Below are 21,559 nucleotides of genomic sequence, written 5' to 3'. Positions count from 1 at the left end.
CGACGACTCGGGACGGGAGGTGTCCCGTATGGTGACGGCGAGCACGCTCCTCGGCGTCGCCATGGACGGCCTCGCCTTCGGCGTGTTCCTCGCCCTGCTCGGCGTGGGCATCACCCTCGTGTTCGGACTCGGCGAGGTTCTCAACCTCGCTATCGGCACGTTCGCCGTCCTCGCGGTGCTCGTCGCGACGCTCGTCGTCAACAGCGGGATGGGGCTCGTCGTCGCCGGCGCGGTCGCGCTCGTCGCGGTCGCGCTGTTCGGACTGGTCGTCGACCGGACGATTCTCTCGCTCGTCTACCGGTCGGACGGCGAGGAACGCATCCTCCTCGGCATCTTCACGACGCTCGGGTTGACCGTCTTCCTCGACGGCGTCCTCATCAACTACTTCCCGTCGCGGTACACGCTCCCGTTAGACGTGGGCACCGTCTCCGTCGGCGGCGCGGCGCTCACCGGGAGTTCGCTCATCATCGTCGCCATCGGCACCGTCGTCCTCGCGGTCCTGTTCGGGTTCTTACGCGGCACGTTCCTGGGGAAGGCCACCCGGACCGTGTTTCAGGACGAACGCGGCGCGCGTCTCGTCGGGGTCAACCCGCGGCGCATTCGGACGCTCATCTTCGTCCTCTCGGCCGCGGTGGCCGGACTCGGCGGGCTGGTGTTCGCCGCCGGCTCCGCGGTCGCGGTGTCGAACGGGTTCGAGTTCACGACGTTCGCGCTCATCATCTCCATCGTCGGCGGCGTCCGGAGTCTCGTCGGCGCGATTAGCGCCGGCGTCTTCCTCGGGCTCGTCAACCAGTTCGCCAACTTCTTCGTCGGGTCGTACGTCGCGACCATCATCCTGTTCGCGACCGCCATTGTCGTGCTCCTCGCCCGACCGGAGGCGATATCATGAGCTCCAGACCGTCGCTCGGCACCGAGGTGCGAAACGTCGCCATCGTGGCGGTCGTGTTCGCGCTCGCACCGCTCGCGGTCCTCGGGAGCAGTTACTACGAGAGCGTCCTCGCCCACCTCCTGCTCATCGCGCTGTTCGCGGTCGCGCTCAACATCGTCTTCGGACACACGGACCAACTGTTCCTGTTCATGGGCGGGCTGGCGGGGTTCGGCGCCTACACGACGGCGATTTTGGCCGACGCGTTGGCCATCTCCGCGTGGGTCACGCTCCCCGTGGCGGCGCTGGCGTGCGGCCTCGTCGGCCTCCTCGTCAGTTACGTCTCCGCCAAACGCAACTTCACCGTCGTCCTCATCTCCATTCTCACGCTGAACCTCCAACTCGTGTTCAGCGAGATATTCGTCGGCGCGCGGGGCATCACCGGCGGGTCGACCGGATTCCCGTACGAGTACTTCGGCCTCGAGGTCGTCGCCGACGCGGTCGGCATCGAGACGAAGCTCGTGCTCTACTACCTCGTGTTGCTCCTGCTCGTGGCGACGCTCGGGTTTTACCTCCGGCTCGTCCACTCGAAGTACGGCATCGCGTTCGACGCCATCAGGGAAGACGAGGTCGCGGCCGAATCCATCGGCATCGACGTCGTCCGGTACAAGACCATCGCGGGGTTCGTCGCCGCGTTCCTCATCGGCTTGGTCGGCGCGTTCTTCGCCCGCGAGTCGGGGTACATCCTCCCGGGTGGCTTCACCTTCATCGCCGTCGACGTCATCGTCCTCATCGTCCTCGTCGTCGGCGGCCTGCGGACCACGATGGGGCCCATCGTCGGCGCGACCATCATCGTCGGTATCGAGGAGTTCCTGAGTTCGGCCCAGAGCCTCCAGACGTGGCGGTCCGCCATCTTCGGCGCGCTCCTCATCGTGCTGTTCCTCTACTTCCGACAGGGCGTCGTTCGCTCCGCCCGAGACGTGCTGAGCGACCTCGGTCTCACTGACGAACCTGAGGGGGGTGGCACGGACGTCGAAAGCCGCTGACTCGGTTCGTTCGGATTCGGATTCCTTCCTGTCTTCATTCTAACGCAGGCCGTCGGTTCTCACACCACTACAGCGACGGCTCACCTCTCCAACGACCGAGAGTGACAGCCCGACAGCCCGCAGAAAAGCGACCGTCCCGTGAGAACCAGAACCGCGTCGGCGCTACACGTCAGCGCTACAGGTACGCCTCTTTGATGTGGTCGGACTCCAAGAGCGACGGTCCCGTGTCTTCCGTGATTATCTCGCCGTTCTCCAGGAGGTACGCCCGGTCGGCCAGCCCCAGCGCCTTGTGGACGTGCTGTTCGACGAGGAGCACGGTCACGTTATCGCTGATTTCCTCGATTTTCTCGAACACCCGGTTCGTTATCTTCGGCGCGAGCCCCTCCGAGGGTTCGTCGAGCGCCAGAATCTTCGGCCTCGCCATCAGTCCGCGACCGATAGCGAGCATCTGCTGTTGGCCCCCGCTCATCGAGGCCGCACGTTGGTCCTGTCGCTCTTCGAGAATCGGGAAGAGCTCGAACACCTCCTGCATCGTCTCGTCGAGCGACCCCCGCTGGGTGTACGCGCCCATCTCAAGGTTCTCGCGGACGCTCATGTCGCCGAACAGGTTCCGCTCCTCGGAGACGTGGACGAACCCGCGCTTGACGATATCGGAGGGCTCCAGGCCCGCCACGTCGTCGCCCCACGCGGTCACGCGGCCGTCGTCGACCGGGTGGAGACCCGACATGACCCGAAGGAGCGTCGATTTCCCCGCGCCGTTCGGCCCGACGATGGACACGACGCGGTCGTCTTCGGAGACGGTGAACGACAGGTCCCACAGCACCTGAATGTTGCCGTAGGACACGTCTATCTCGTCGACTTCGATCATGCTTCGTCCCCCAGGTAGGCCTCGACGACGGCCTGATTGTCCCTGATTTCGGCGGGCGTCCCCTCCGCGAGCTTCCGCCCGCTGTTCAGGACGATAATGCGGTCTGCGACGCCCATGATGGCGTCCATGATGTGTTCAATCCAGAAGACGGAGATACCGCGTTCGTCGCGGAGTCGCCGTATCGTGTCGGTGAGGTCGGCAATCTCGCCGGGCGTGAGCCCGCTCGCGATTTCGTCTAAGAGCAGTAAGTTCGGCCGAGAGGCGAGCGCGCGCGCCAGTTCAAGTTGCTTTTTCTGCGCGATTGGGAGGTTGCCGGTCGTCAGCTCCGCTTTCTCCGTGAGGCCGATGAACGCCAGCGCGTCGTGGGCGCGTTCTTCGGCCTCTTCCTGTGAAATCGACTCGTCGGTGCCGAACAGCGCCCCCGTCATCACGTTCTCGAAGACGGTCATCTCGTCGAAGACGCGGACGATTTGGAACGTCCGAACCAGGCCCCGCCGTGCGATGTCGTGGGTCTCCAACGCCACGATGTCGGTCCCGTCGAACGTGACTTGCGACCCGTTTTCCGGCTGGAGAACGCCCGTGATGCTGTTGAACAACGTGGTCTTGCCGGCCCCGTTCGGACCGATGAGCCCGACGATTTCCCCGGAGCCGATTTCGAAGTTCACATCGTCGACCGCGACTAATCCACCGAATTCCTTGCGGAGATCGGCCACTGTTAACATAGTTCATTAAGATTGGGCAACCGTTATAACGTTTTCTCGTGCGCGCGGAACCGCCAACGACCACAAGACGAGTCGGTGACCGGTCTCGTGACGAGCGGTCAGTTGAACGCGACGTGCGACCCGGTCAGTACGCCGTCGGACCACCCGTCCGACGACGGGGATGACTGCGCTGACCACAACGTATATGCCAGTCGTATCGTGATATCATATTATCTATGACGAACGATGACACGGAATCACCAGTGTTAGTCGCGGGAGCCGGCCCCGTCGGCATGACCACGGCGCTCGCGCTACACGCCCGCGGGGTGCCCGTCACGATTGTCGAAGCGGAGTCCGAAGACCGCGACCGCTCGGGGAGTCGGGCGATTTACGTGCACGGTGCGACGCTCCGAACCCTCGAACGCGTGCATCCCGGACTCGGGACGGACCTCGTCGAGGAAGGCCTCGTCTGGCCGACTCGGCGGACGCTCTATCACGGCAGGGAGGTGTTCTCGCGGACGTACGACAGCCCCGGCGGGTCGGGCGACATCCCCCATTTCACGAGCATTCCGCAGGTGACGACCGAGGCGTACATGCACGAGGCGCTCGCCGAAGCCGGCATCGACATCCACTGGGACGCGGCGGTCGAGACCGTCGAATCGAGTCCCGACGGCGTCCGCGTCGAGACGGCGGACGGACAGACGTGGGAGACGCCGTATCTCGTCGGAGCCGACGGCGGGGGGTCGACCGTCCGGTCGGAAATCGGCGCACAGTTCGAAGGCGACCAGTCGGAGAACTCCTTTATCATCGCCGACGTCGACGAGGTCGAAGACGACCCGCTTCCGTTCGAACGGCTGTTTCACTACGCTGACCCGGCCGTCGGCGACCGGAACGTCCTCCTCGTCCCGTTTACCGGCGGCTGGCGGCTCGACATCCAGTGCATCGAGGGAGACGACCCCGAAGAGCTCACCAGCGACGAGCGGATGCGGGAATTCGTCGCGGCGGTCATGGGTGAGAAGTACGCGGACAACATCGAGTGGGTGTCCACCTATCGGTTCCTGCAGGTGATGGCCGACAGCTTCGTCGACGAGCATCGCCGCGTTCTCTTGGTGGGCGAGGCGGCGCACCTGCTCGCACCGTTCGGCGCGCGGGGAATGAACTCCGGGGTCGCCGACGCGGACGAGGCGGCGTCCGCTATCGCGGTCGGCTACCGGGCGCACAGCGACGCAGTCGCCCGCGACGAGGTGGAGCTGTTCGCCGCTCGCCGCGAGAAGGCGGCGGAGTACAACCTCGACGCCGCGGGTCAGGCCCTCGACTATCTGCAGGGTGACGACCCGGTGACGGTGCTCCGAAAAGAGGCCGCGGCGTCGCTCGCCGCGTACTTCGAGCCGGCCGGCGAGTATCTCGACGACGCGCCGTACGGTCCCCACACGCCGCCGCCGATTGTCACGACCGGGAACTACTGACTGGACAGCGACTCGTCGAGCCCGAGTTGTTCTGCGACCCAGTGGTCGCGGACCGCGAACACCATCTCCTTTTCGTCGTCGAACACCGTCGTCTCGGCGACGAACTCGTCCCACGTCCCGTCCGGAACCAACGACAGGTCGTCGGCGGTGGTCGCGTCCGACGGACTGGCCTCGACCATCTCGTCGAAGCTGTCGAAGTCGGTGTGGGCGGTCATGAACGCCGCATCGAACAGTTCCCGAATCGGAATCTCGTCGCGGTCCTGTACGATGTCCTCCGCATCGGGGAGGTCGTCTGCGGCCTCGGCAGTCGCTTCAAGGTCGGATTCGAACGACATACCGAACGCTCGTTCCAGAGGTACCTAAAACCACCCGCTCGTGCGTGTTCGCGCGAGTGTGGTGGCCCGAAGTGCGGGTCTGGTTCGACAACCCGAGACCGACATCTGGTTTCGAGGTCGGTCGTCCGCGCGAGGTGTCCCGCGTAGCGGTTCGTCGTTGCGAACACATTCAAATGACATTTCGCCACGTACGATTGGCAGACTGTACAACTGTCCGGTCGCGGAGGGAATACTTTCAGGGGCAGGTCAGCGCGCTCTGGGCACCGATGATGGCCGCCACGACACCGACGCGGATTCCGATGGTCGTGCCGTTCGTCTCGGTGCAACAGTACGACGTCCGCGGGTTCGTCCTCAACGGCCTGAAGGGGGTAGTCTTCCCCTCCCTCGGTCCGCGGAATCGGGCGTGAACTCACGCATCTTTTTGTAGTCGCCTCGACCTTATTCGTGGCAGACATGAACGACATCACCGTCTACGAGGGCGTCACCTACGCGGAGCGTCCCGAGGGAGCGATGAAGCTCGACCTCTACGTGCCGGAGCGCGAGGACCCGCCGCTCGTCGTCTACGTCCACGGCGGCGGATGGGTAGCGGAGACGCGCGCGAACGTCCCGACGCCGGAGCGGTACGCCGCCGAGTGGGACTGCGCTATCGCCAGCGTCAGTTACCGGCTCCAAGAGGTCCCCGCCGGGTCGAGTCTCGAAGGGATGTACGACCCGTCGAATCCGACGCCAAGAGGGAGTTTCCCCGACCACATCCCCGACGACGAGGTCCAAAAGAACGTCAAAGACTACGTCGGCACGATGGACGCGCTCGCGCCCGAAGACATCGCGCGGACGATCACGTTCGTCGTCACCCAGCCCGCGCGCGTCGATATCAACGAAGTTCTCATCCGTCCCCTCGACCAGGTCCAGCCCTAATCGGCTTCGAACAGCTCCCCCTCGGGGCCGCGTTTCGACGGCGCGGCGACACTGCGGGGATGCTCGACACGCCCGGACGTCTCTTTTCTCGGGCCTGAATAGAGCCTCCGTTCGGTTCGAACGCGTCGTCGACCGGCCAGGTTAATCGCCCGCGAAGGTCCATCACGCCGCGTGTTCGACGATCGAAGTGAGACTTCCAGAACCGGAGCTGGAATCTACTACCAAAACAGAAACAATACCAGTATCTACCCACACAGATGTGCGATATTACACAGATTCATCTGTAATTCAGTGACTTTCGAGTCTCGAACGGAGGGCGGTCGAGGGTGGCGACGACGTCACGGCGGTCGAAGCCAACAGCATCGATGGCGCGTCCGCGGACGAAGCGGCGGTCCGGTCCGACGTGGTCGGTCCACCGACAGATTAGTATCTGAACTGTTAGATTAGTATTGTGTGTTTAAAGCAATAATATCTGAGCAGAGTTATCTCCATCAAAAGATACGCTAGATACGAAAAACACAGGTAGAATCACTCTCTCACCGGATTTCTGAGCTCTCGTCTGTCAAGAGTCGTGTCGCTCGTCGGTGACAGTGATAGGCACTCTGTCGCGGTCGAGAGCGTCCCGATCAGACAGAATCGTCCGATATTCGGCCGTGAGACGGCTTATTCCCCAAGATATCACGAAGCGTTAGCGCCCCGGTTCGCGTGTATGGAACGTCAGTCGATGGTTCGTAGAACGAATTAGGTATACAATACTATATAAAATATATCAGAATGATGTCGTTGGAGGGCGCGCAGAGTGCCGGACGAACTACGGTCGCGGAAGTGGCACCACGAGAGTACCGCGGGGGTTATACCAGCGCGCGCAATCCGATGACGAGTGAGCGATTCCAACGAGACCGAACCCGAGATAGCGTGGACCGCGGACGTGAGCGGACTGCGGGGTCTCCCGATGCGAATCGCGTTCAACGGCGTCGACTTCGGCCGCGTGTTGTGGTGGGGCGTGTTCGCCGTTGCTCCCCTCGCGTTACTGATTTTCGGGGCGCTCGCCGGTGACAGCGCCCCGTTCGTGTACAGTATGTACTGCGCGGTGATACTGACGGCAGTCCTCCAGAGTTCGGAGCGGTTCGTCCGCACGAGCGTCACGGTCGACGGGGACGCCGGCGAGCTCGAAAGCACCTACCACATGGGCGACCCCTCGCTGTTTCGGAGCGACGAGGACGTGACCACGTCGCTCGCGGACGTCGAAGCCGCCAGATTCGTGACGCTCGGCAACCGGACTGCGGCCCGGTTGTACTACGGGAAATCGGTCGTCAACAAGCCCTCGATGTTTCTCGTTCCGGACGGGGTCGAATCCCGGTTCCGCGAAACGCTCCGACGACACGACGTGTCGATTCGGTCGGATTCGACGCCGAAATCGGCTGATTGGGTGTGGGTTCGGTTCGCCGTGACCGCGCTCTTTTTCGGTGCGATTCCGCTCGGCACGGTCGTCGTCTGGCCCGCCGGTTCGGTTCCCTTCCTGCTGGCCGTGTTCGGGCACGCCGCCTTCGTGCTTCGACAGGGGTGGTGACGGCGTGGGGCGCTCAGGGCCGCTCAGGAGGGCGGTCTCAGGGCAGAAGCGACAGCAAATCGAGGAGCACCTGTTTCACCCGCTCGTTGGAGACCGCGTAGCCGACCGCGAACATGAGACTGACCACGCCCCCGACGGCCACCGACGCGGGGACGCCAGCGTCGGCCGGGCCGAACACGTAGACCACTCCCGCCGCGACGATGCCGCTCAGCACGACGAACAGCCAGCTTTGCCGTGGCGTCAACCGACTCGTCTCCATGTCGACTACCCTGTCGGTTGTCACGAACAAAACCGTTGTCACTGAGCGGTCGATGCGGAACCGGACCCTCGCCGTCTCGTGAGTTCCGCCGACTCGCGGCCGGGCATTCGGCAACGGTCCCGATTCCCGAGCCCAGTGACACCGATGTCACCTGCTTTCGGTCACGTCGCCGAGAAGGTATATAGATTCGACGCGTAGGTGCGTGCGTAATGAAAGTCGGCTCCGAGACGAAGCTCTACAAGGCGGAGCGAACCGACGTCTCCCAGAATCAGGGGAAGTTCCGGACCCACTTCAACTTCCCCGGGCGCGCCCTCCCGGACCACGCGGACCACGGCTACGGCCCGCTCGCGACCATCGTCGAGTCGTTCATGGACCCCGACACCCACATCGCGATGCACCCCCACCGCGACGAGGAAATCATCTCGTGGGTGCCAGCCGGCGTGATGCGCCACGGCGACCAAGACGGCAACGACCTCGTCACCGACGCCGACCACCTGATGGTGATGAACGCGGGCGAGACGTTCTGGCACGAGGAGTTCACCCGCGCTGACGACTCGCCGCTCCGCATGCTCCAGATGTTCGTCCGGCCCCACAGCCTCGGGCTGGAGCCGAACGTCCAACACGAACCCATCGACGCCCCCGTCGAGGGCGAGTGGCGGCATCTGTTCGGCCCCGAGGAGTCCGACGCGCCGCTTTTCGTCCGCAACGAAGTGGACCTCTTCGACCTCCGCCTCGACGCCGGGTCGAGCGCCGACCTCCCCGAAATCGAGGGTCGAGACGCGTACTTCTACGTGTTCGACGGCGCGGTCGAGGCCGCGGGCACGCGCTTCGGGAAGACCGAAAGCGGCCTGCTCGTCGACGACGCCGGACTGACGCTCACCGCCGAGGAGGACGCCACCGTCGTCGCCTTCCTCGTCGACCCCGACGCGCCCGTCACTCGACGGGGGACTATCAGTCGCTGACGCGGCATCGCCGCCACCGACACGTCTCCGCCGCCGAACCGTCCCCGCCACACCCGCCCATCGTGCAAACCGACTCACCCAACTCGATGCTCACAGACACCGCCGGAATCCACCACGTCACGGGAATCGTCCGCGACGCGCAGGCGAACGTCGACTTCTACGCGACGACGCTCGGCCTGCGCCTCGTCAAGCAGACGGTGAACTTCAACGAGAAGTTCACGCGCCACCTGTTTTACGGCGACGAGACGGGGTCGCCCGGGACGGCCCTGACGTTCTTCCCGTACCCCGCCGAGGAGCCAGGGCGGCCCGGCACGCCGCAGATTCGGACCGCGTCGCTGGTGATTCCCCCCGAGGCCGTCGACTACTGGACCGACCGCCTCGCCGACCGCGGCGTCGAGGTCGACAGCCCGTTCGAGCGGTTCGACGAGACCGTCCTTCGGATTTCGGACCCCGACGGGACCGAACTCGAACTCGTCACCGGCGAGACGTCGGTCGAACCGTGGACCGACGGCCCGGTCCCCGCAGAGCGCGCGATTCGCGGCATCCACGGCGTCACGCTCCACTCGACGAACCCCTTCGTGACCGCCAGCGTGCTCGACACGCTCGGGTTCGACCTCGTCGCACAGGAGGGCGACCGGGTCCGTTACCGAGCGCCGGGCGACCGGGCGACCGTCGTCGACCTCCTCGACCGGGACGGCGAGTTCGGCCGCGAGGGCGCGGGGAGCATCCACCACGTCGCGGTCCGGGTCGAGGATGAAGCCCAGTTGTACGAGTGGCACGACCTGTTCCGCGAGCGCGGCTACGACGTGTCGCGGGTGAAAGACAGACACGTCTTTCACTCGCTGTACGTCCGCGAACCCGGCGGTATCCTGTTCGAACTGGCGACCGACGGTCCCGGGCTCACCTTCGACGTGGACGTGGAAACGCTCGGGGAGTCGCTGTACCTGCCGCCGTGGCTGGAGGAGGACCGCGAGATGATACAGAGCCAACTGCGTCCGCTGGACCTGCCGGCAGGCGGCGAGAATGGGAACGGGGACGAAGAGAGCGAAGCCGACGAAAGAAGCGGGGCCGACGGGCCGAACTGATGTCTCCCCGCCCGACCACGCCCCGTTCCGCGACCGACCCCCACGAGGGACAGGAGATTGCGACCGCTGGGGCGCCGCCGCAGGTCGCCGACGCGGCCGTCGTCGTGCTCCACGGCCGCGGGTCGAAGGCGCGGCACGCCCTCACGCTCGTCGACGAGTTCCTCCACCGCGGCGTGATGTACCTCGCGCCGCAGGCCGCCGGGAGTTCGTGGTATCCGGCCCCGGCCGCCGGTCCCATCGACCGAAACGAGCCGTGGCTCTCCTCGGCGCTCGGCCGGGTGTCGGCCGCACTCGACATCGCCGCCGACGCCGGGATTCCGCCCGAGCGAGTCGTCTGCTTCGGGTTCTCGCAGGGCGCGTGCCTCGCCGCCGAGTTCGCGGTTCGGAACCCCCGGCGGTACGGCGGCCTCGTCGCGCTCTCGGGGAGCCTCCTCGGACCCGACATCGGAAGTCGAATCCGCGGCGGCGACGGCGACCGTGACGACGACCGCGACAGCGACCACGACCGCGACGGTTACGTCGGCGACGCCGACCTCGACGGCACGCCGGTCTTCTTCGGAAGCGGCCGCGACGACCCCCGCGTGGACCCCGACCGCGTCGAGGCGTCGGCCCGAGCCTTCTCGGCGCTCGGGGCCGACGCGACGAGTCGGCTGTACGAGGGACTTGGCCACGCTATCAACGACGACGAAATCCGGGTTATCGACTCGTTCATCGAGCGACTCGACTGACCGGACAGACGGGTCTCGGGGGGTCGGCGAAGAAAAAACGAGCGTGCGTCGGACGGCGACCAGAGCTTCGACCGGTAGTTGAGGTCGAACGCGGTCGTCGTCCCCGCCTCGGTCGCCGTTTGCAGAAGCTCGCCGGTCGTCTCTCGAAGCGTCTCGGAGAGCGCCGGCGTGATGCCGCTCGTGTAGAACACTGCCGCGTCTTCCACGGCTTCGACAGCGAGTTCGTCCGGCCGCGCGGTCGTGACTGCCGCGTCGGCGCGGTCGTATATGACGTTCGTCGGACGCGGCGAGCGCCCCTGTTCGATGTAGTACGCCCCTTGGCGAGCGTCGTCGTCCCAGCGTACGTACGGCTCGACGCCGTGTGTCCGGAGTTCCGTGGTGACGCGCCGACCGAGCGGCGAGTCCGGAAGCTTCGAGAGCCACGCGGCGGAGCATCCGAGACGGGAGGCGGCGACCGCGACGTTGCTTTCCGCACCGGCGGTCCGGAATTCGAGGGACTGGGCGGTCTCGATTCGCTCGCCCTCCGGCGGGCTCAGCCGAATCATCGTCTCGCCGAACGTGACGAGCTCAGCCGTCATCGACGCCCCTCGGCGGTTTGCGACCGAGTCTCGCGTTCGATGTCGGGGGCGTCCAGACCTACAGTTGAGCCGTGCATATGTTCGCACGACTGTCTCTCGCAGTGGTACATAAGTACGGGCGGTGGGTCCGAAATTTGTGACGGCAGGCTTGGTGCGACAGGACTCGATTGGCGGGTATCAGCCAGTGCTCAGACACCGAAAGGCACGCCTAAGTAACCTCCTGAGCTGGCGTTCGACCGTCCCGCGATTGATGTGGTCGCTGAAAGTTACAGTACTGAACGAACACGACAAGCCACCGGCGGACGCGCAGACGACTGCTCACCTGTGAGTTGTGGAAACGGCCGACCTTCATTTTGAACGTCTGAAATTCAATCAGATAGTTGATAAAACAACACATCCAAGCAGTTCTTCGTCGACCTCGTCGGTCTCGAAGTGAGGAATCTGAGGAGTGGGGGTAGGATGTCGAAGACGAATATATATCAAATTCTATAAATATACTTTAAATCGATACAAACTCGGATGGTCGGACAGAAAGTGTCGTCGTGGCCACCGGACGAGGTTGGCGAAGTGGGTTCGGACGTATCGAGAACTACATGGGCCGATGCATTGCTCGAACCACTGTCCGAGTTAGACCAACAGCCGCGGGAGTTCGGACGCTGTCCCGCGGTTCTCGAGATAGTTGACGAGGAACTATCGACTGACCGGTCAGAGCCCGAATATCTGCACGTCGCAAGAGCGTGGTACGGTTCGTGAAGGGTCGGAAGTACGCGAAGTACAATCCACTTTCAGAGGCCGACAAAGAGTTCGGTCGGGAGGCCAGCAAACCAGACCCACAGGCGTTGTCGGCGCCGCAGGTGCGTCGAATCTACGGCGAGGGAGACGCTACTCGAAGCGAAGTTACTCGTCGTTGCGCTTGCTTGCTGGGAGGTACGGCCCTTGTGAGGTGACGCTGTTGTACGGCGTGGACGTCGTCGCTGACCGGATTGATGCGTTTTCCGACCGTGAGACGTGGGACAGGTACCTGTTCCCGTCCCGCTCATCGTCTATGAAGAAATCATAATAAGTACGATACTTCGTCGATTCAAACAGCTGGCTGATAGTACTGACGGGGTTGTTGATGGGGGATACGCCCGCACCAGAGCGTGCCGTGCCAAGCCCTGCGAAAACTGCCGAGCCCGACAGCGCCGAGTCCCTGAAGCACTCTGCGCCGGGTCGTTGTCCGTTCTCCATCGCCGCGTGGGTCCGCTGTGTGGCTTGAATCACTCGTACTGTCTCGTCACCCGACGCTCCGTCGGGACCACCCCATCATCATGAGATCACATGGTGAATTTTCGGGCAGTTGGCTACTAGTTTATTGATACGATGGGGGTGCCGGGTCAGTTTCCGCTTGCGACGCGACCCGTTGACCCGCCCGCTATCGACCGCGGGGGACCGAGTCGGGGGGTCCCGAACCCGTTTCCTCCTCCGCCTCCGTCGGTGGGACGAGATTCGTCAGGGCGCGGTCGCCGAACAGGACGACGAGCGCCGCGCCGACGAGGTTGAACGCGAGGTCGAGCGCGGTGTCAGTTCGGCCGTAGGAGACGAGCACGGGGTCGATACCGAGCGCGTCGGCCCCGAGGTGGATGGCGTACTCGGCGAGTTCCCAGAGCACGCCGGCGCAGACGACGACCGCGAGCACGCGGGTCGGGGGGTCGCGGCCGCGGCGACGGGAGAGCACGTGGACGACCCCGCCGAGAATCGTCGCGGAGTGGGCGTGGGTCAGGTGGTCCCACCACCACACGTCGTCGTAGGGACCGAGCATCCCGACCGAGTGGGTCAGCATGGCCGACTCGACGTAGACGCGTTGCCACGGGCGGAACTCGACGCCGACCAGTCGCTCGAAGGCGTCGGGGAGGTACGTGCCCGCGAGTGCGAACGCGGCGTTCACCATCGCGGCCGGGTTGCGGCGGCGAAGTCCCGTCAGGAACACGACGACGATTGCGTATCTGATTCCGTCGTCCGGTCGCCGCCGTCGCCCTCCCGCCGAATCGCTCGTCTCGGTCACGGTCGTTCTCATCGGGACTGTCGTCGGGGTTATAGAAAAGCGTTGACACGGTGCTTATATCAGCCGCTCGCCGCGCTCGCGGTGGGTCTCGAAGACGTCGCGGGCCCATTCGACGGCCGCGGGGGCGTCGGTCGTGGCGACGGCCGCCAGCGTCCCGCGGTCGGCGTCGAACCCGGTGAGGACGAGCGTGTCGTCGTACAACGAGAGGTCGATGACGTCCTCGGTGACGTAGACGGCGGTGTTGTCGTGGGCCCGCACCGTCTCGTGTAGCTCGCCGTGTTGGCGTTTGAGACGGGTCAAGACCGCCTGCGGCAGGGCCCACTCGAAGTCGACTCCCGCCTCGACGCGGTCGACGGTCCGAGCGAGCGTCACCGGCGACCCGAAGCTCGTTGCGGCCCCGTAGATTCGCTCGTCGGCGTCGCCGATGACGGATTCGAGGTGTTGCTCGATGGCGTATGGGGACTCGGAGTCGGCCGCCATCACCGTGGCGTCGGCGAACAGATGGAGGTTTTCGGTGAGGACGGGCGGCGAGAGGTGTTCGAGCAGCGCCTTCAACCGGTCGGCCGCCGCCAGCGAGCGCTCGAAGCGGTCGGTGGCGTCGAGAACCGCCGCTCCCGCGCCGGTCGTCCGGTAGCCCCGACTGGTCCGTTCGAGCAATCCCTCGTCGACCAGCGCGGCGGTCTGACGGTAGACGGTCGCTCTGGACACGCCGAGTTCGGTTTCCAGCGTCGACCGGCTGACCGACCGGTCGCGGGTCGCGGCCAACAGCGGGTGGTGATTCAACAGTCGGGAGGGGTCACGACTGTAGCTATCCATACGACTCTCACGCGGTTGTGAATGATACGTATTTCGTCCTCTCCGGGTGAATCACGCCTCTCGGCCGGAATGCCGGCGTCGCCGCCGCGTGTCTACGGCCACGATTAAGGTTCCCCGAGTGACAGAAATCTCACTCCGTGAGACACCATCTCAGGCAATGACTATAATTGCGATTTGTGCCGTACTGAATATATGAATGAAAGCGCGTTGCGGGCGGCCGTCGACCGCGGTCGCCGCAGTCGAGGGTTGGACGGAGTGAGCCTCTGATGGGCGCGACGGGCAGTCGGCGCGTACTCGTGGGGATAACACTCCTCGTCGTTTCGTTGGGTATCGGCGTCACGATCTTTTCCGGGGCCGCAGCCGCCGATATGCCGGACGGCTCGCAGTGTAGCGCTATCTCGTGGACCGCTCAGACCGTTTCGGGGCAACCGTACTACGAGGTCGACACGCTGGACAAACTCCAGTGTATCGAGGACAGAGGCCTCGGGAACAACTACATCTTGACCCGAGATATCGACGCGAGCGAGACCTCGACGTGGGACAGCAACAACGGGTTCGACCCGATTGGCAACAAAAGCAATGAGTTCACGGGCATCTTCGACGGTGACAACCACACGATTTCGGGGCTGACTATCAACCGAGGCGGGGCATACTCCGTTGGCCTGTTCAGCGAGGTCGGTCCGGGAGGAACGGTCAGAGCGGTTGGCCTCGAGGGCGGGTTCGTCACCGGCACTAGAAGGGTCGGACAGCTCGCCGGGTTTAACAATGGGACGGTCGAGGACTCCCACGCCACCGGTGAGGTCACCGGGGGGGAGCGGGTTGGCGGCTTAGTCGGCCGGAACGACGGGACGATTCGTCGCTCCTACGCCAACGGGGACCGCAGTAGTGCAGACGACTGGGTCGGCGGACTGGTCGGTTACAACCGGGGGACGGTTACTCGCTCCTTCGCGGCGAGAGCCGTCGTCGGAGAGGGGGGCGGCTTCGATGGCGCTTCTGTTGGTGGGCTCGTCGGCGTCACCACCGGAACGATAGCGGATTCCTACGCCACTGGCGCGGTTTCCGGAAGCTGGTACGTCGGTGGGGTGCTCGGGGCCTACCAGATGGCCTCCGGGGGGACGGTTCAGCGTTCGTACGCCACCGGGGCACTCAGTATCGGCGACGAGACACAGGGTATCGGTGGCATCGTCGGTGGCACCGCTGTTAGTCCTGTTACCGTGGAGCGGTCCTATTGGGACGTGGGAACGACGAACGAGTCGAGTGTGAACCATGGAAATGGCTGGGACCCAATAACGGTGACCGAAGTCGACGGCTTCGGAGCGACGGCCGATACCGCCCCCGCTCCCGAGATGCAGGGTGAGAGCGCGGAGACGAACATGTCGGCTCTCGACTTCACCACCACGTGGGAGATGGTCGAGAGCGAGGATACGGACGCGGCGACGGATGGCTATCCGATACTGCGGGGTCTCGACCGGACGGCACAGCTTCGAGCGCAGGGTATCGCAAAGCCGGCCGTCGAGTCCATTACCCGACGCGACCCGGACGATCGGGCAACCGCCGCCGAACGCGTGAACTTCACCGTGACGTTCTCGGAGCCGGTCACCGGCGTCGATGCCGGCGATTTCACGCTTGCGACGACTGGGACTGCGACAACGGCCAACGGGGACGGCGACATCTCGGTTACCGGCGCTGACGGCCGCTACACCGTCAGCGTCGACACCGTCTCGGGCACGGGCGACCTCCGGGTCGACCTCGTCGACGACGACAGTATCACCGACGCCGACGGGAACGCGCTGGTCGAGGGCGGAGCAACCGGGAGTCCCGACGGGAGCTATACGGGCGGCGAATCGTTCGCCATCGACAACACCGCGCCGGCGTTCGCCTCCGGTGAGAACTGGACCGTCGCCGAAAACACCGTCATCGCAGCCGACGTGAACGCCACCGACGGACGCGGCAACGACACCGGCGTCACCTACTCGCTTGTCGGTGGGGCGGACCGGTCGGCATTCAGCGCCGACGCCACCTCCGGCGTCCTCTCGTTCGACAGCACACCGGACTTCGAGAACGCGACCGATGCCGACGGAGACAACGAGTACGTGGTCGACGTGCAGGCGGCTGATGCGGTCGGTATCGCCACCACCGAGACAATCACCGTCACCGTGGTCGATGCTGCCGAACCCCGACTCGCACCCGACAACGGCTCACGAACGACTCGCGAGGACACCGTGCTTTCGATTGCCGACGGCGAGAGCGTCGACCTCCTCGAACTCGGGACCGCAACCGGCGCTGGCAACTCACTGACGGCGGTCAACGGCACGACGTTCAGCGACGGGACAGTCCTCACGCTCGGCTCGGGAGCGAAACTCACCGTCTACGGGAACGGAAGCTGGAGGTACGACCCGAACGGGCGGTTCGAATCCCTCGATGACGGGGAGAACGCGACAGACAACTTCACCTACACCGTTTCGGATGCCGGCGGTGACTTGGCCACAGGAACCATCACGGTCACCGTTACCGGCGTCGGCGACGCCCGTGGCTCGTGGTCTTCATCGTCCTCGTCGTCCAGTGCTGACCCCGACGTTCGCGTGACCGCCGGAGCCGAGGGAAGTGAGGGGACGTGGCGCGTCGCCGTCTCGGACCCCTCGACCGACGAACCGGTCGAAATCTCACTCGGCGAGACCAGTGCTGACGAGACCGAACGCGACCTATCGCTCACCGCCCTGCACCTGAACATCGACGACGACGCGGATTTCGAACTCGACATCACGACCGGCGACGCCGGCAGCGGCGAGACCGAGCAGTCGTTCACCGCCGAAACGGGAGCGCGGTCGATGGGGGCGATTACCGTCGACCACACGATTGCCGACGAAGATATCGAAGACGTGACATTCACCGTGAATCTCCGCAAATCACGGCTCGCCGACTCGGGCCTCGACCCCGACTCCGTCGCGCTGTACCGCGACGAGACGACGCAGTGGAACCAACTACCGACAACCGTCGTCGAGGAGACCGATTCGCGGTATACGGTGGAGGCCACATCGCCAGGACTGTCGACGTTCGTGCTCGGAGCGACGCCAGTCGCAGTCACGACTACGACGGACACGGCGGTCACGACTGACGAGCCGACCACGACGACCGAATCGAACACGACGAACACGATAGACACAACCGACGGGCCAGCCACGACATCCAGTGACGCACCCGGGTTCGGCGCTGGACTTGCCGCACTCGCGATGCTGATTGGGACCGTCGTCGTCCGACGAGCTAGAAGCCGGTCGAAAGAGGACTCCGATTCACCGTGAGCCGGTGCTCTGCCGTTGTAATCCCGGACGAGACGCTGCGGTGTGGAACCGACTTGGGCGTTGGTTCCGGTCTGAGCCAGCAAGAGAGGGCTCAAGCGGAACACTCGGCTCCGGCGAATCGCCAGACTGCTCTCGAGTTCACGCAGTACCGCCGCCTCAATTCCCCCTCCCCGTCATCAAACGAGCGCCCTCGTGTACGCCGAGAGGCTCTCGGTGGCGACGACTGCCCCGAGAACGACGAGCAGCACCGGAAGCGACCCTACCCTACCGACTGGGTCCGCGTAACTGAGCAGTTCCGCTGCGTACGAACTGTCCCTTATCTCGCGGTGTCCGTCTGTTCGAGCGCGTCCATCACGCGGTCGACTTTCTCCACGTCGGCGTTGTAGCCCATGTGGCCGACGCGCAGGATATCGTCGGCGAGGTCGGCGAGCCCGGTGGCGACGACGATGTCGTGGTCGGTTTCGAGTTCCGCTTGGACGCGCTTTGCCTCGCCGGGGAGGTGGAACGCCGTCACCGTCGGGGCGCTCCGCTCGGCGTCGGGGTAGAGGTCGAGGCCGAGGTCGGCCCCGCGCTCGCGGCAGTGCGCGGCGGCCGCCTCGTGGCGCTCGTAGACGACGTCGAGCCCTTCTTCGAGGAGCATCGACAGCGACTCGTCGAGGGCGGCGACGTTCGCGCCGAGGTGGGTGTACGGGAAGCCCTCGCTCGTGTCGCGCCACGGGAGGAGGTTCGTGTAGAGGGAGTCGGGGTCGCGCTCCTCGACGACCTCCCACGCGCGGTCGCTGACGGCGGCCGTCGTCAGCCCCGGCGGCGAGCTAAACGCCTTCTGGGACGCGCCGAGGTTGATGTCGATGTGCTCGCTCGGAACGGGCGTCCCGCCGAGCGAGGAGACGGCGTCGACGACGGTCAGCACGCCGTGGTCGTGGCAGAGTTCGAGCACCGGCGCGATGTCGTTGAGCGTGCCCGTCGGCGTCTCGCAGTGGACCATCGTGGCGACGTCGAACCCGCCGTCGTCGAGCGCGGCTTCGACGCCAGCCACGTCGAGCGGGTCGGTGTAGTCGGCACCGACGAGCGTCGGCTCGCCGCCGTAGCTCTCGACGAAGTCGGCGAAACCGTCGCCGTAGAGGCCGTTCGAGACGCAGAGCACGTCGTCGCCGGGGGCGACCGTCGAGGCGATGGCGGCTTCGAGGCCGAGGATTCCCTCGCCGCCCATGACGACCACGTCGTCGTCGGTGTCGTAGACGCGCTGAAGCTTCTCGCAGACCCCGTCGTAGGTGTCGAAGAAGGACTGCTCGATGTCGGGGTTCGGCATCGGCTCGCTCAGTCGGTCGCGGACCCGCGGCGGAACGGCCGTGGGGCCGGGTGTCATCAGCATGGATTGCGGTTACGAACAGAGCGTCTTAGCAGTACGGCATCCGCCGGCGGACGGGAAGGCACAAAAGCGCCCTCGCCGTCAGCCACGTGTATGGGCAAACTCTCACCTGCGGACCTCGACCGCTACGTCTTCTCGCGGACGGGGGCACCCAACGACGACCTGCTCGTCGGGGCCGGCTACGGCGAGGACGCCGCCGCCGTCGCCACCGGCGAGGGGACGATGGTCGTCAGCACCGACCCCATCTCGCTCGCCGCCGAGCGCATCGGCACGCTCGGCGTCGCCATCGCCAGCAACGACGTGGCCGCCTGCGGGGGCGTCCCCGAGTGGCTCGTGAGCACCGTCCTCCTCCCCGAACCGGACGTGGACCTCCTCGACGACATCACCGCCCAACTCGACGCGGAGGCCAGCAGACTCGGAATCAGCATCATCGGCGGCCACACCGAGACGGTCGCCGGGCTCTCGCGTCCGCTCCTCTCGCTCACCTGCATGGGGCCGACCGAACGGTACGTCCCGACGAGCGGCGCGGAACCCGGCGACGCGGTGATTCTCACCAAGGGGGCCGGGGTCGAGGGCACCGCCGTCCTCGCCACCGACTTCCGCGCCGACCTCGATGCCGCCGGCGTCGACGCCGCGGCCATCGACCGCGCCGCGGGGTTCTTCGACGACATCAGCGTCCTGCCCGAGTCCGCCGTGCTCGCGCCCGTCGCCACCGCGATGCACGACCCGACCGAGGGCGGCGTCCTCAACGGACTGGTCGAACTCGCCTGCGCTTCCGGCGTCCGCATCGAGGTCGACGGCGACGACGTGCCCGTCCGCCCCGAGACGCGGGCGCTCTGCGACGCGATGGGCGTCGACCCGATGCGGATTCTCGGCTCCGGCGCGCTCCTCGCGGCGGTCCCCGAGGACGAGGCCGACAACGTGCTCGCCGCGCTCGAACGCGAGGCCATCGAGGCGACGGTCGTCGGAACCGTCGAAGCGGCGGGCGACGGCACGAACGCGGGCGCTGAGGCGGAGACAGCCCCGGACGCGGACCCGGGCGTCGTCTACGACGGAACCCACCACGCCGACGGCGTCGAAGACGACATGTACGACCTCTGGAACTGAGCGAGACGCGAGACGCGAGTCGCCGAACGGTGCCGGCGGTGACCCAGCTGAACCCAATACAACTTTGACTACTGAAATTCCACTTGTTGATATGACTGCCGAACCCCCGTCTCGCCCCGCGAGCGACCCCTCGGAAGCGCCGTCCGCGACCCGGACCGCGGTGGCGAGATGAGAGGCGTCGTCGTCGCCGGCACGGCCTCCGGCGTCGGGAAGACCGTCACGACGCTCGCGGTGTGCCGCGCGCTCGAACGCGAGGGGTACGAGGTCCAACCCGCCAAGGCCGGCCCCGACTTCATCGACCCCTCGCATCACGCCGCCGTCGTCGGGAAACCGTCGCGGAGTCTCGACCCGTGGCTCGAAGGCGACGACGGCATGCGCCGGACCTACGCCCGCGGCGAGGGCGACATCTGCGTCGTCGAGGGTATGATGGGCCTGTACGACGGCGACACCTCGACCGCCCGCGTCGCCGCTCTCCTCGACCTCCCCGTCGTCCTCGTCGCGGACGCGAGAGCCGGGATGCAGAGCGTCGCGGCGACGGCCTACGGCTTTCGGGCCTACGCGGACCGGATGGGCATCGACGCCGACGTGGCCGGCGTCATCGCCTCCCGCGCCCACGGCGGCCGCCACGCCGAGGGTATCCGCGACGCGCTCCCCGAGGAACTGCCGTATCTCGGCCGAATCCCGCCGAGCGGCGACCTCGAAATCCCGGAGCGCCACCTCGGCCTCCACCTCGGCGACGAGGCACCGCTGTCCGACGAGGCGCTCGACGCCGCGGCCGACGGGATTCGCGCCGACGCGCTCGCGGAGGTGGCTCGGGAACCCGGCTGGGACACCGAGGAGTTCGAAGTTGGCGTTCGGGCCGAGGCGGCCCAAGCGACGGATTCCGACGGCCCGACGGTCGCCGTCGCCCGCGACGAGGCGTTCTGTTTCGTCTACCCCTCGACCCTCGACAGGCTGGAATCACTCGGCGCAGTCTCGTACGTCTCGCCGGTCGGCGGCGACGACCTCCCCGACTGCGACGGCGTCTACCTCCCCGGCGGCTACCCAGAGCGGTTCGCCGCGGAACTCGCGTCGTCTCCGACGCTCTCCGCGCTCGCCGACCGCGCGGCCGACGGCCTGCCGGTGTTCGGCGAGTGCGGCGGCCTGATGGCGCTCGCCGAGTCGCTGACGACGACCGACGGCGACACCCACGAGATGGCCGGAATCCTCCCGGCCGACGTGACGATGCGGGAGCGCTATCAAGCGCTCGACCACGTCGAACTCCGCGCGACCGACGGGACGCTGACCGCCGACGCGGGCGAGACGCTCCGCGGCCACGAGTTCCACTACTCGTCGGCTGACCCGGCGACCGACGCCCGCTTCGCCTTCGACGTGGAACGCGGGACCGGTATCGACGGCCGCGAGGGGCTCACCGAGTACCGGACGCTGGGAACCTACGCCCACGTCCACCCCGAAAGCGGGGCGTTCGACCGCTTCGTCTCGCGGCTGACGGACTGACTGCGACGAGCACCGACCGACGACCGACCAACTTCGACCCGACTGCGAC

The 21,559-nt window shown here is 65.8% G+C and carries 18 protein-coding genes and 6 pseudogenes; 15 read left to right on the top strand and 9 right to left on the bottom strand.

What is annotated here, in order from left to right:
- Positions 1-28 precede the first annotated feature (28 nt).
- Positions 29-889 carry a branched-chain amino acid ABC transporter permease gene (locus C441_RS17755; protein WP_007276335.1) on the top strand — a complete coding sequence of 287 codons (861 nt, stop codon included), beginning with the start codon at positions 29-31 and terminating at the stop codon, positions 887-889.
- Positions 886-1,911, top strand: a complete 1,026-nt coding sequence (locus C441_RS17750) for a branched-chain amino acid ABC transporter permease (protein ID WP_007276334.1) — start codon at positions 886-888, stop codon at positions 1,909-1,911. Before C441_RS17755 ends, C441_RS17750 begins: the two co-directional genes overlap by 4 nt.
- A gap of 175 nt (positions 1,912-2,086) precedes the next feature.
- Here C441_RS17750 and C441_RS17745 read toward each other — a convergent pair whose 3' ends face one another.
- Positions 2,087-2,779, bottom strand: coding sequence for an ABC transporter ATP-binding protein (locus tag C441_RS17745; RefSeq protein ID WP_004967914.1), 693 nt, complete (start codon positions 2,777-2,779; stop codon positions 2,087-2,089).
- Positions 2,776-3,501 (bottom strand): ABC transporter ATP-binding protein, encoded by a 726-nt coding sequence (locus C441_RS17740; RefSeq protein ID WP_083874953.1) that lies wholly within the window; start codon positions 3,499-3,501, stop codon positions 2,776-2,778. Before C441_RS17740 ends, C441_RS17745 begins: the two co-directional genes overlap by 4 nt.
- Before the next feature lie 215 nt (positions 3,502-3,716).
- On the opposite strand from C441_RS17740, the gene C441_RS17735 reads away from it, so the two are divergent.
- Positions 3,717-4,946: an FAD-dependent monooxygenase gene (locus C441_RS17735; protein WP_083874952.1), complete on the top strand. Its 1,230-nt coding sequence runs from the start codon at positions 3,717-3,719 to the stop codon at positions 4,944-4,946.
- On the opposite strand, the gene C441_RS17730 is transcribed toward C441_RS17735, so the two are convergent.
- On the bottom strand, positions 4,940-5,281 hold the full coding sequence (locus tag C441_RS17730; protein WP_007276332.1) for a hypothetical protein: 342 nt from the start codon (positions 5,279-5,281) through the stop codon (positions 4,940-4,942). The genes C441_RS17735 and C441_RS17730 overlap by 7 nt on opposite strands.
- Before the next feature lie 269 nt (positions 5,282-5,550).
- Here C441_RS17730 and C441_RS19750 point away from each other — a divergent pair, with 269 nt between their 5' ends.
- The 4 genes and pseudogenes from C441_RS19750 to C441_RS17720 all read left to right on the top strand — a co-directional run bounded on the left by C441_RS19750 (position 5,551) and on the right by C441_RS17720 (position 7,766).
- Positions 5,551-5,688, top strand: a complete 138-nt coding sequence (locus C441_RS19750) for a hypothetical protein (RefSeq protein WP_161618828.1) — start codon at positions 5,551-5,553, stop codon at positions 5,686-5,688.
- Positions 5,689-5,734: 46 nt separating this feature from the next.
- A pseudogene (locus C441_RS20645) lies at positions 5,735-6,040 on the top strand (alpha/beta hydrolase); the annotation flags it as partial.
- A pseudogene (locus tag C441_RS20640) lies at positions 6,023-6,196 on the top strand (oxidoreductase); the annotation flags it as partial. The pseudogenes C441_RS20645 and C441_RS20640, both read left to right, overlap by 18 nt.
- Positions 6,197-7,076: 880 nt before the next feature.
- Entirely contained in the window at positions 7,077-7,766 is a 690-nt protein-coding gene (locus C441_RS17720; RefSeq protein ID WP_007276330.1) for a hypothetical protein, read from the top strand.
- 37 nt (positions 7,767-7,803) lie between these two features.
- Here C441_RS17720 and C441_RS17715 read toward each other — a convergent pair whose 3' ends face one another.
- Positions 7,804-8,025, bottom strand: a complete 222-nt coding sequence (locus C441_RS17715) for a hypothetical protein (protein ID WP_007276329.1) — start codon at positions 8,023-8,025, stop codon at positions 7,804-7,806.
- Positions 8,026-8,234: 209 nt separating this feature from the next.
- Here C441_RS17715 and C441_RS17710 point away from each other — a divergent pair, with 209 nt between their 5' ends.
- The 3 genes from C441_RS17710 (at position 8,235) to C441_RS17700 (ending at position 10,800) form a co-directional block, all read left to right on the top strand.
- Positions 8,235-8,987, top strand: a complete 753-nt coding sequence (locus C441_RS17710) for a pirin family protein (protein ID WP_007276328.1) — start codon at positions 8,235-8,237, stop codon at positions 8,985-8,987.
- A gap of 86 nt (positions 8,988-9,073) precedes the next feature.
- Complete coding sequence (locus C441_RS17705; protein ID WP_007276327.1) at positions 9,074-10,072, top strand: ring-cleaving dioxygenase; 999 nt, start codon at positions 9,074-9,076, stop codon at positions 10,070-10,072.
- On the top strand, positions 10,072-10,800 hold the full coding sequence (locus tag C441_RS17700) for an alpha/beta hydrolase (RefSeq protein WP_007276326.1): 729 nt from the start codon (positions 10,072-10,074) through the stop codon (positions 10,798-10,800). Before C441_RS17705 ends, C441_RS17700 begins: the two co-directional genes overlap by 1 nt.
- 41 nt (positions 10,801-10,841) lie before the next feature.
- On the opposite strand, the pseudogene kdgK2 reads toward C441_RS17700, so the two are convergent.
- Both kdgK2 and C441_RS19275 read right to left on the bottom strand, forming a co-directional pair.
- Positions 10,842-11,378, bottom strand: a pseudogene (gene kdgK2 / locus C441_RS19280) (2-dehydro-3-deoxygalactonokinase KdgK2); the annotation flags it as partial.
- Between the two features lie 208 nt (positions 11,379-11,586).
- Positions 11,587-11,745: pseudogene (locus tag C441_RS19275) on the bottom strand (IS6 family transposase); the annotation flags it as partial.
- Positions 11,746-11,771: 26 nt separating this feature from the next.
- Between C441_RS19275 and C441_RS20375 the strand changes: the two are divergent.
- Both C441_RS20375 and C441_RS20715 read left to right on the top strand, forming a co-directional pair.
- Positions 11,772-12,302, top strand: a pseudogene (locus C441_RS20375) (site-specific integrase); the annotation flags it as partial.
- Between the two features lie 7 nt (positions 12,303-12,309).
- A pseudogene (locus C441_RS20715) lies at positions 12,310-12,519 on the top strand (site-specific integrase); the annotation flags it as partial.
- A gap of 273 nt (positions 12,520-12,792) precedes the next feature.
- On the opposite strand, the gene C441_RS17695 reads toward C441_RS20715, so the two are convergent.
- A complete protein-coding gene (locus C441_RS17695) occupies positions 12,793-13,434 on the bottom strand; it encodes a hypothetical protein (protein ID WP_007276324.1) in 642 nt (213 codons plus the stop codon).
- Positions 13,435-13,476: 42 nt separating this feature from the next.
- On the bottom strand, positions 13,477-14,238 hold the full coding sequence (locus C441_RS17690; protein ID WP_152420745.1) for a helix-turn-helix transcriptional regulator: 762 nt from the start codon (positions 14,236-14,238) through the stop codon (positions 13,477-13,479).
- Between the two features lie 368 nt (positions 14,239-14,606).
- Here C441_RS17690 and C441_RS17685 point away from each other — a divergent pair, with 368 nt between their 5' ends.
- Complete coding sequence (locus C441_RS17685) at positions 14,607-17,537, top strand: GLUG motif-containing protein (RefSeq protein WP_239640854.1); 2,931 nt, start codon at positions 14,607-14,609, stop codon at positions 17,535-17,537.
- A gap of 316 nt (positions 17,538-17,853) precedes the next feature.
- Here the strand turns inward: C441_RS17685 and C441_RS17680 are convergent, their stop codons facing one another.
- Entirely contained in the window at positions 17,854-18,909 is a 1,056-nt protein-coding gene (locus C441_RS17680) for a pyridoxal-phosphate-dependent aminotransferase family protein (RefSeq protein WP_007276321.1), read from the bottom strand.
- A 90-nt stretch (positions 18,910-18,999) separates the two neighbouring features.
- Between C441_RS17680 and C441_RS17675 the strand changes: the two genes are divergently transcribed.
- Entirely contained in the window at positions 19,000-20,013 is a 1,014-nt protein-coding gene (locus C441_RS17675) for an AIR synthase family protein (protein WP_007276320.1), read from the top strand.
- 168 nt (positions 20,014-20,181) lie between these two features.
- Positions 20,182-21,510: a cobyrinic acid a,c-diamide synthase gene (locus C441_RS17670; RefSeq protein ID WP_007276319.1), complete on the top strand. Its 1,329-nt coding sequence runs from the start codon at positions 20,182-20,184 to the stop codon at positions 21,508-21,510.
- The last annotated feature ends 49 nt before the right edge of the window (positions 21,511-21,559 follow it).

The organism is Haloferax sulfurifontis ATCC BAA-897, assembly GCF_000337835.1.
GTDB classification, from domain to species: Archaea; Halobacteriota; Halobacteria; order Halobacteriales; family Haloferacaceae; genus Haloferax; species Haloferax denitrificans.
Note: the sequence above shows the minus strand (reverse complement) of the source record. Positions and strands in the feature narration are given on the sequence as shown.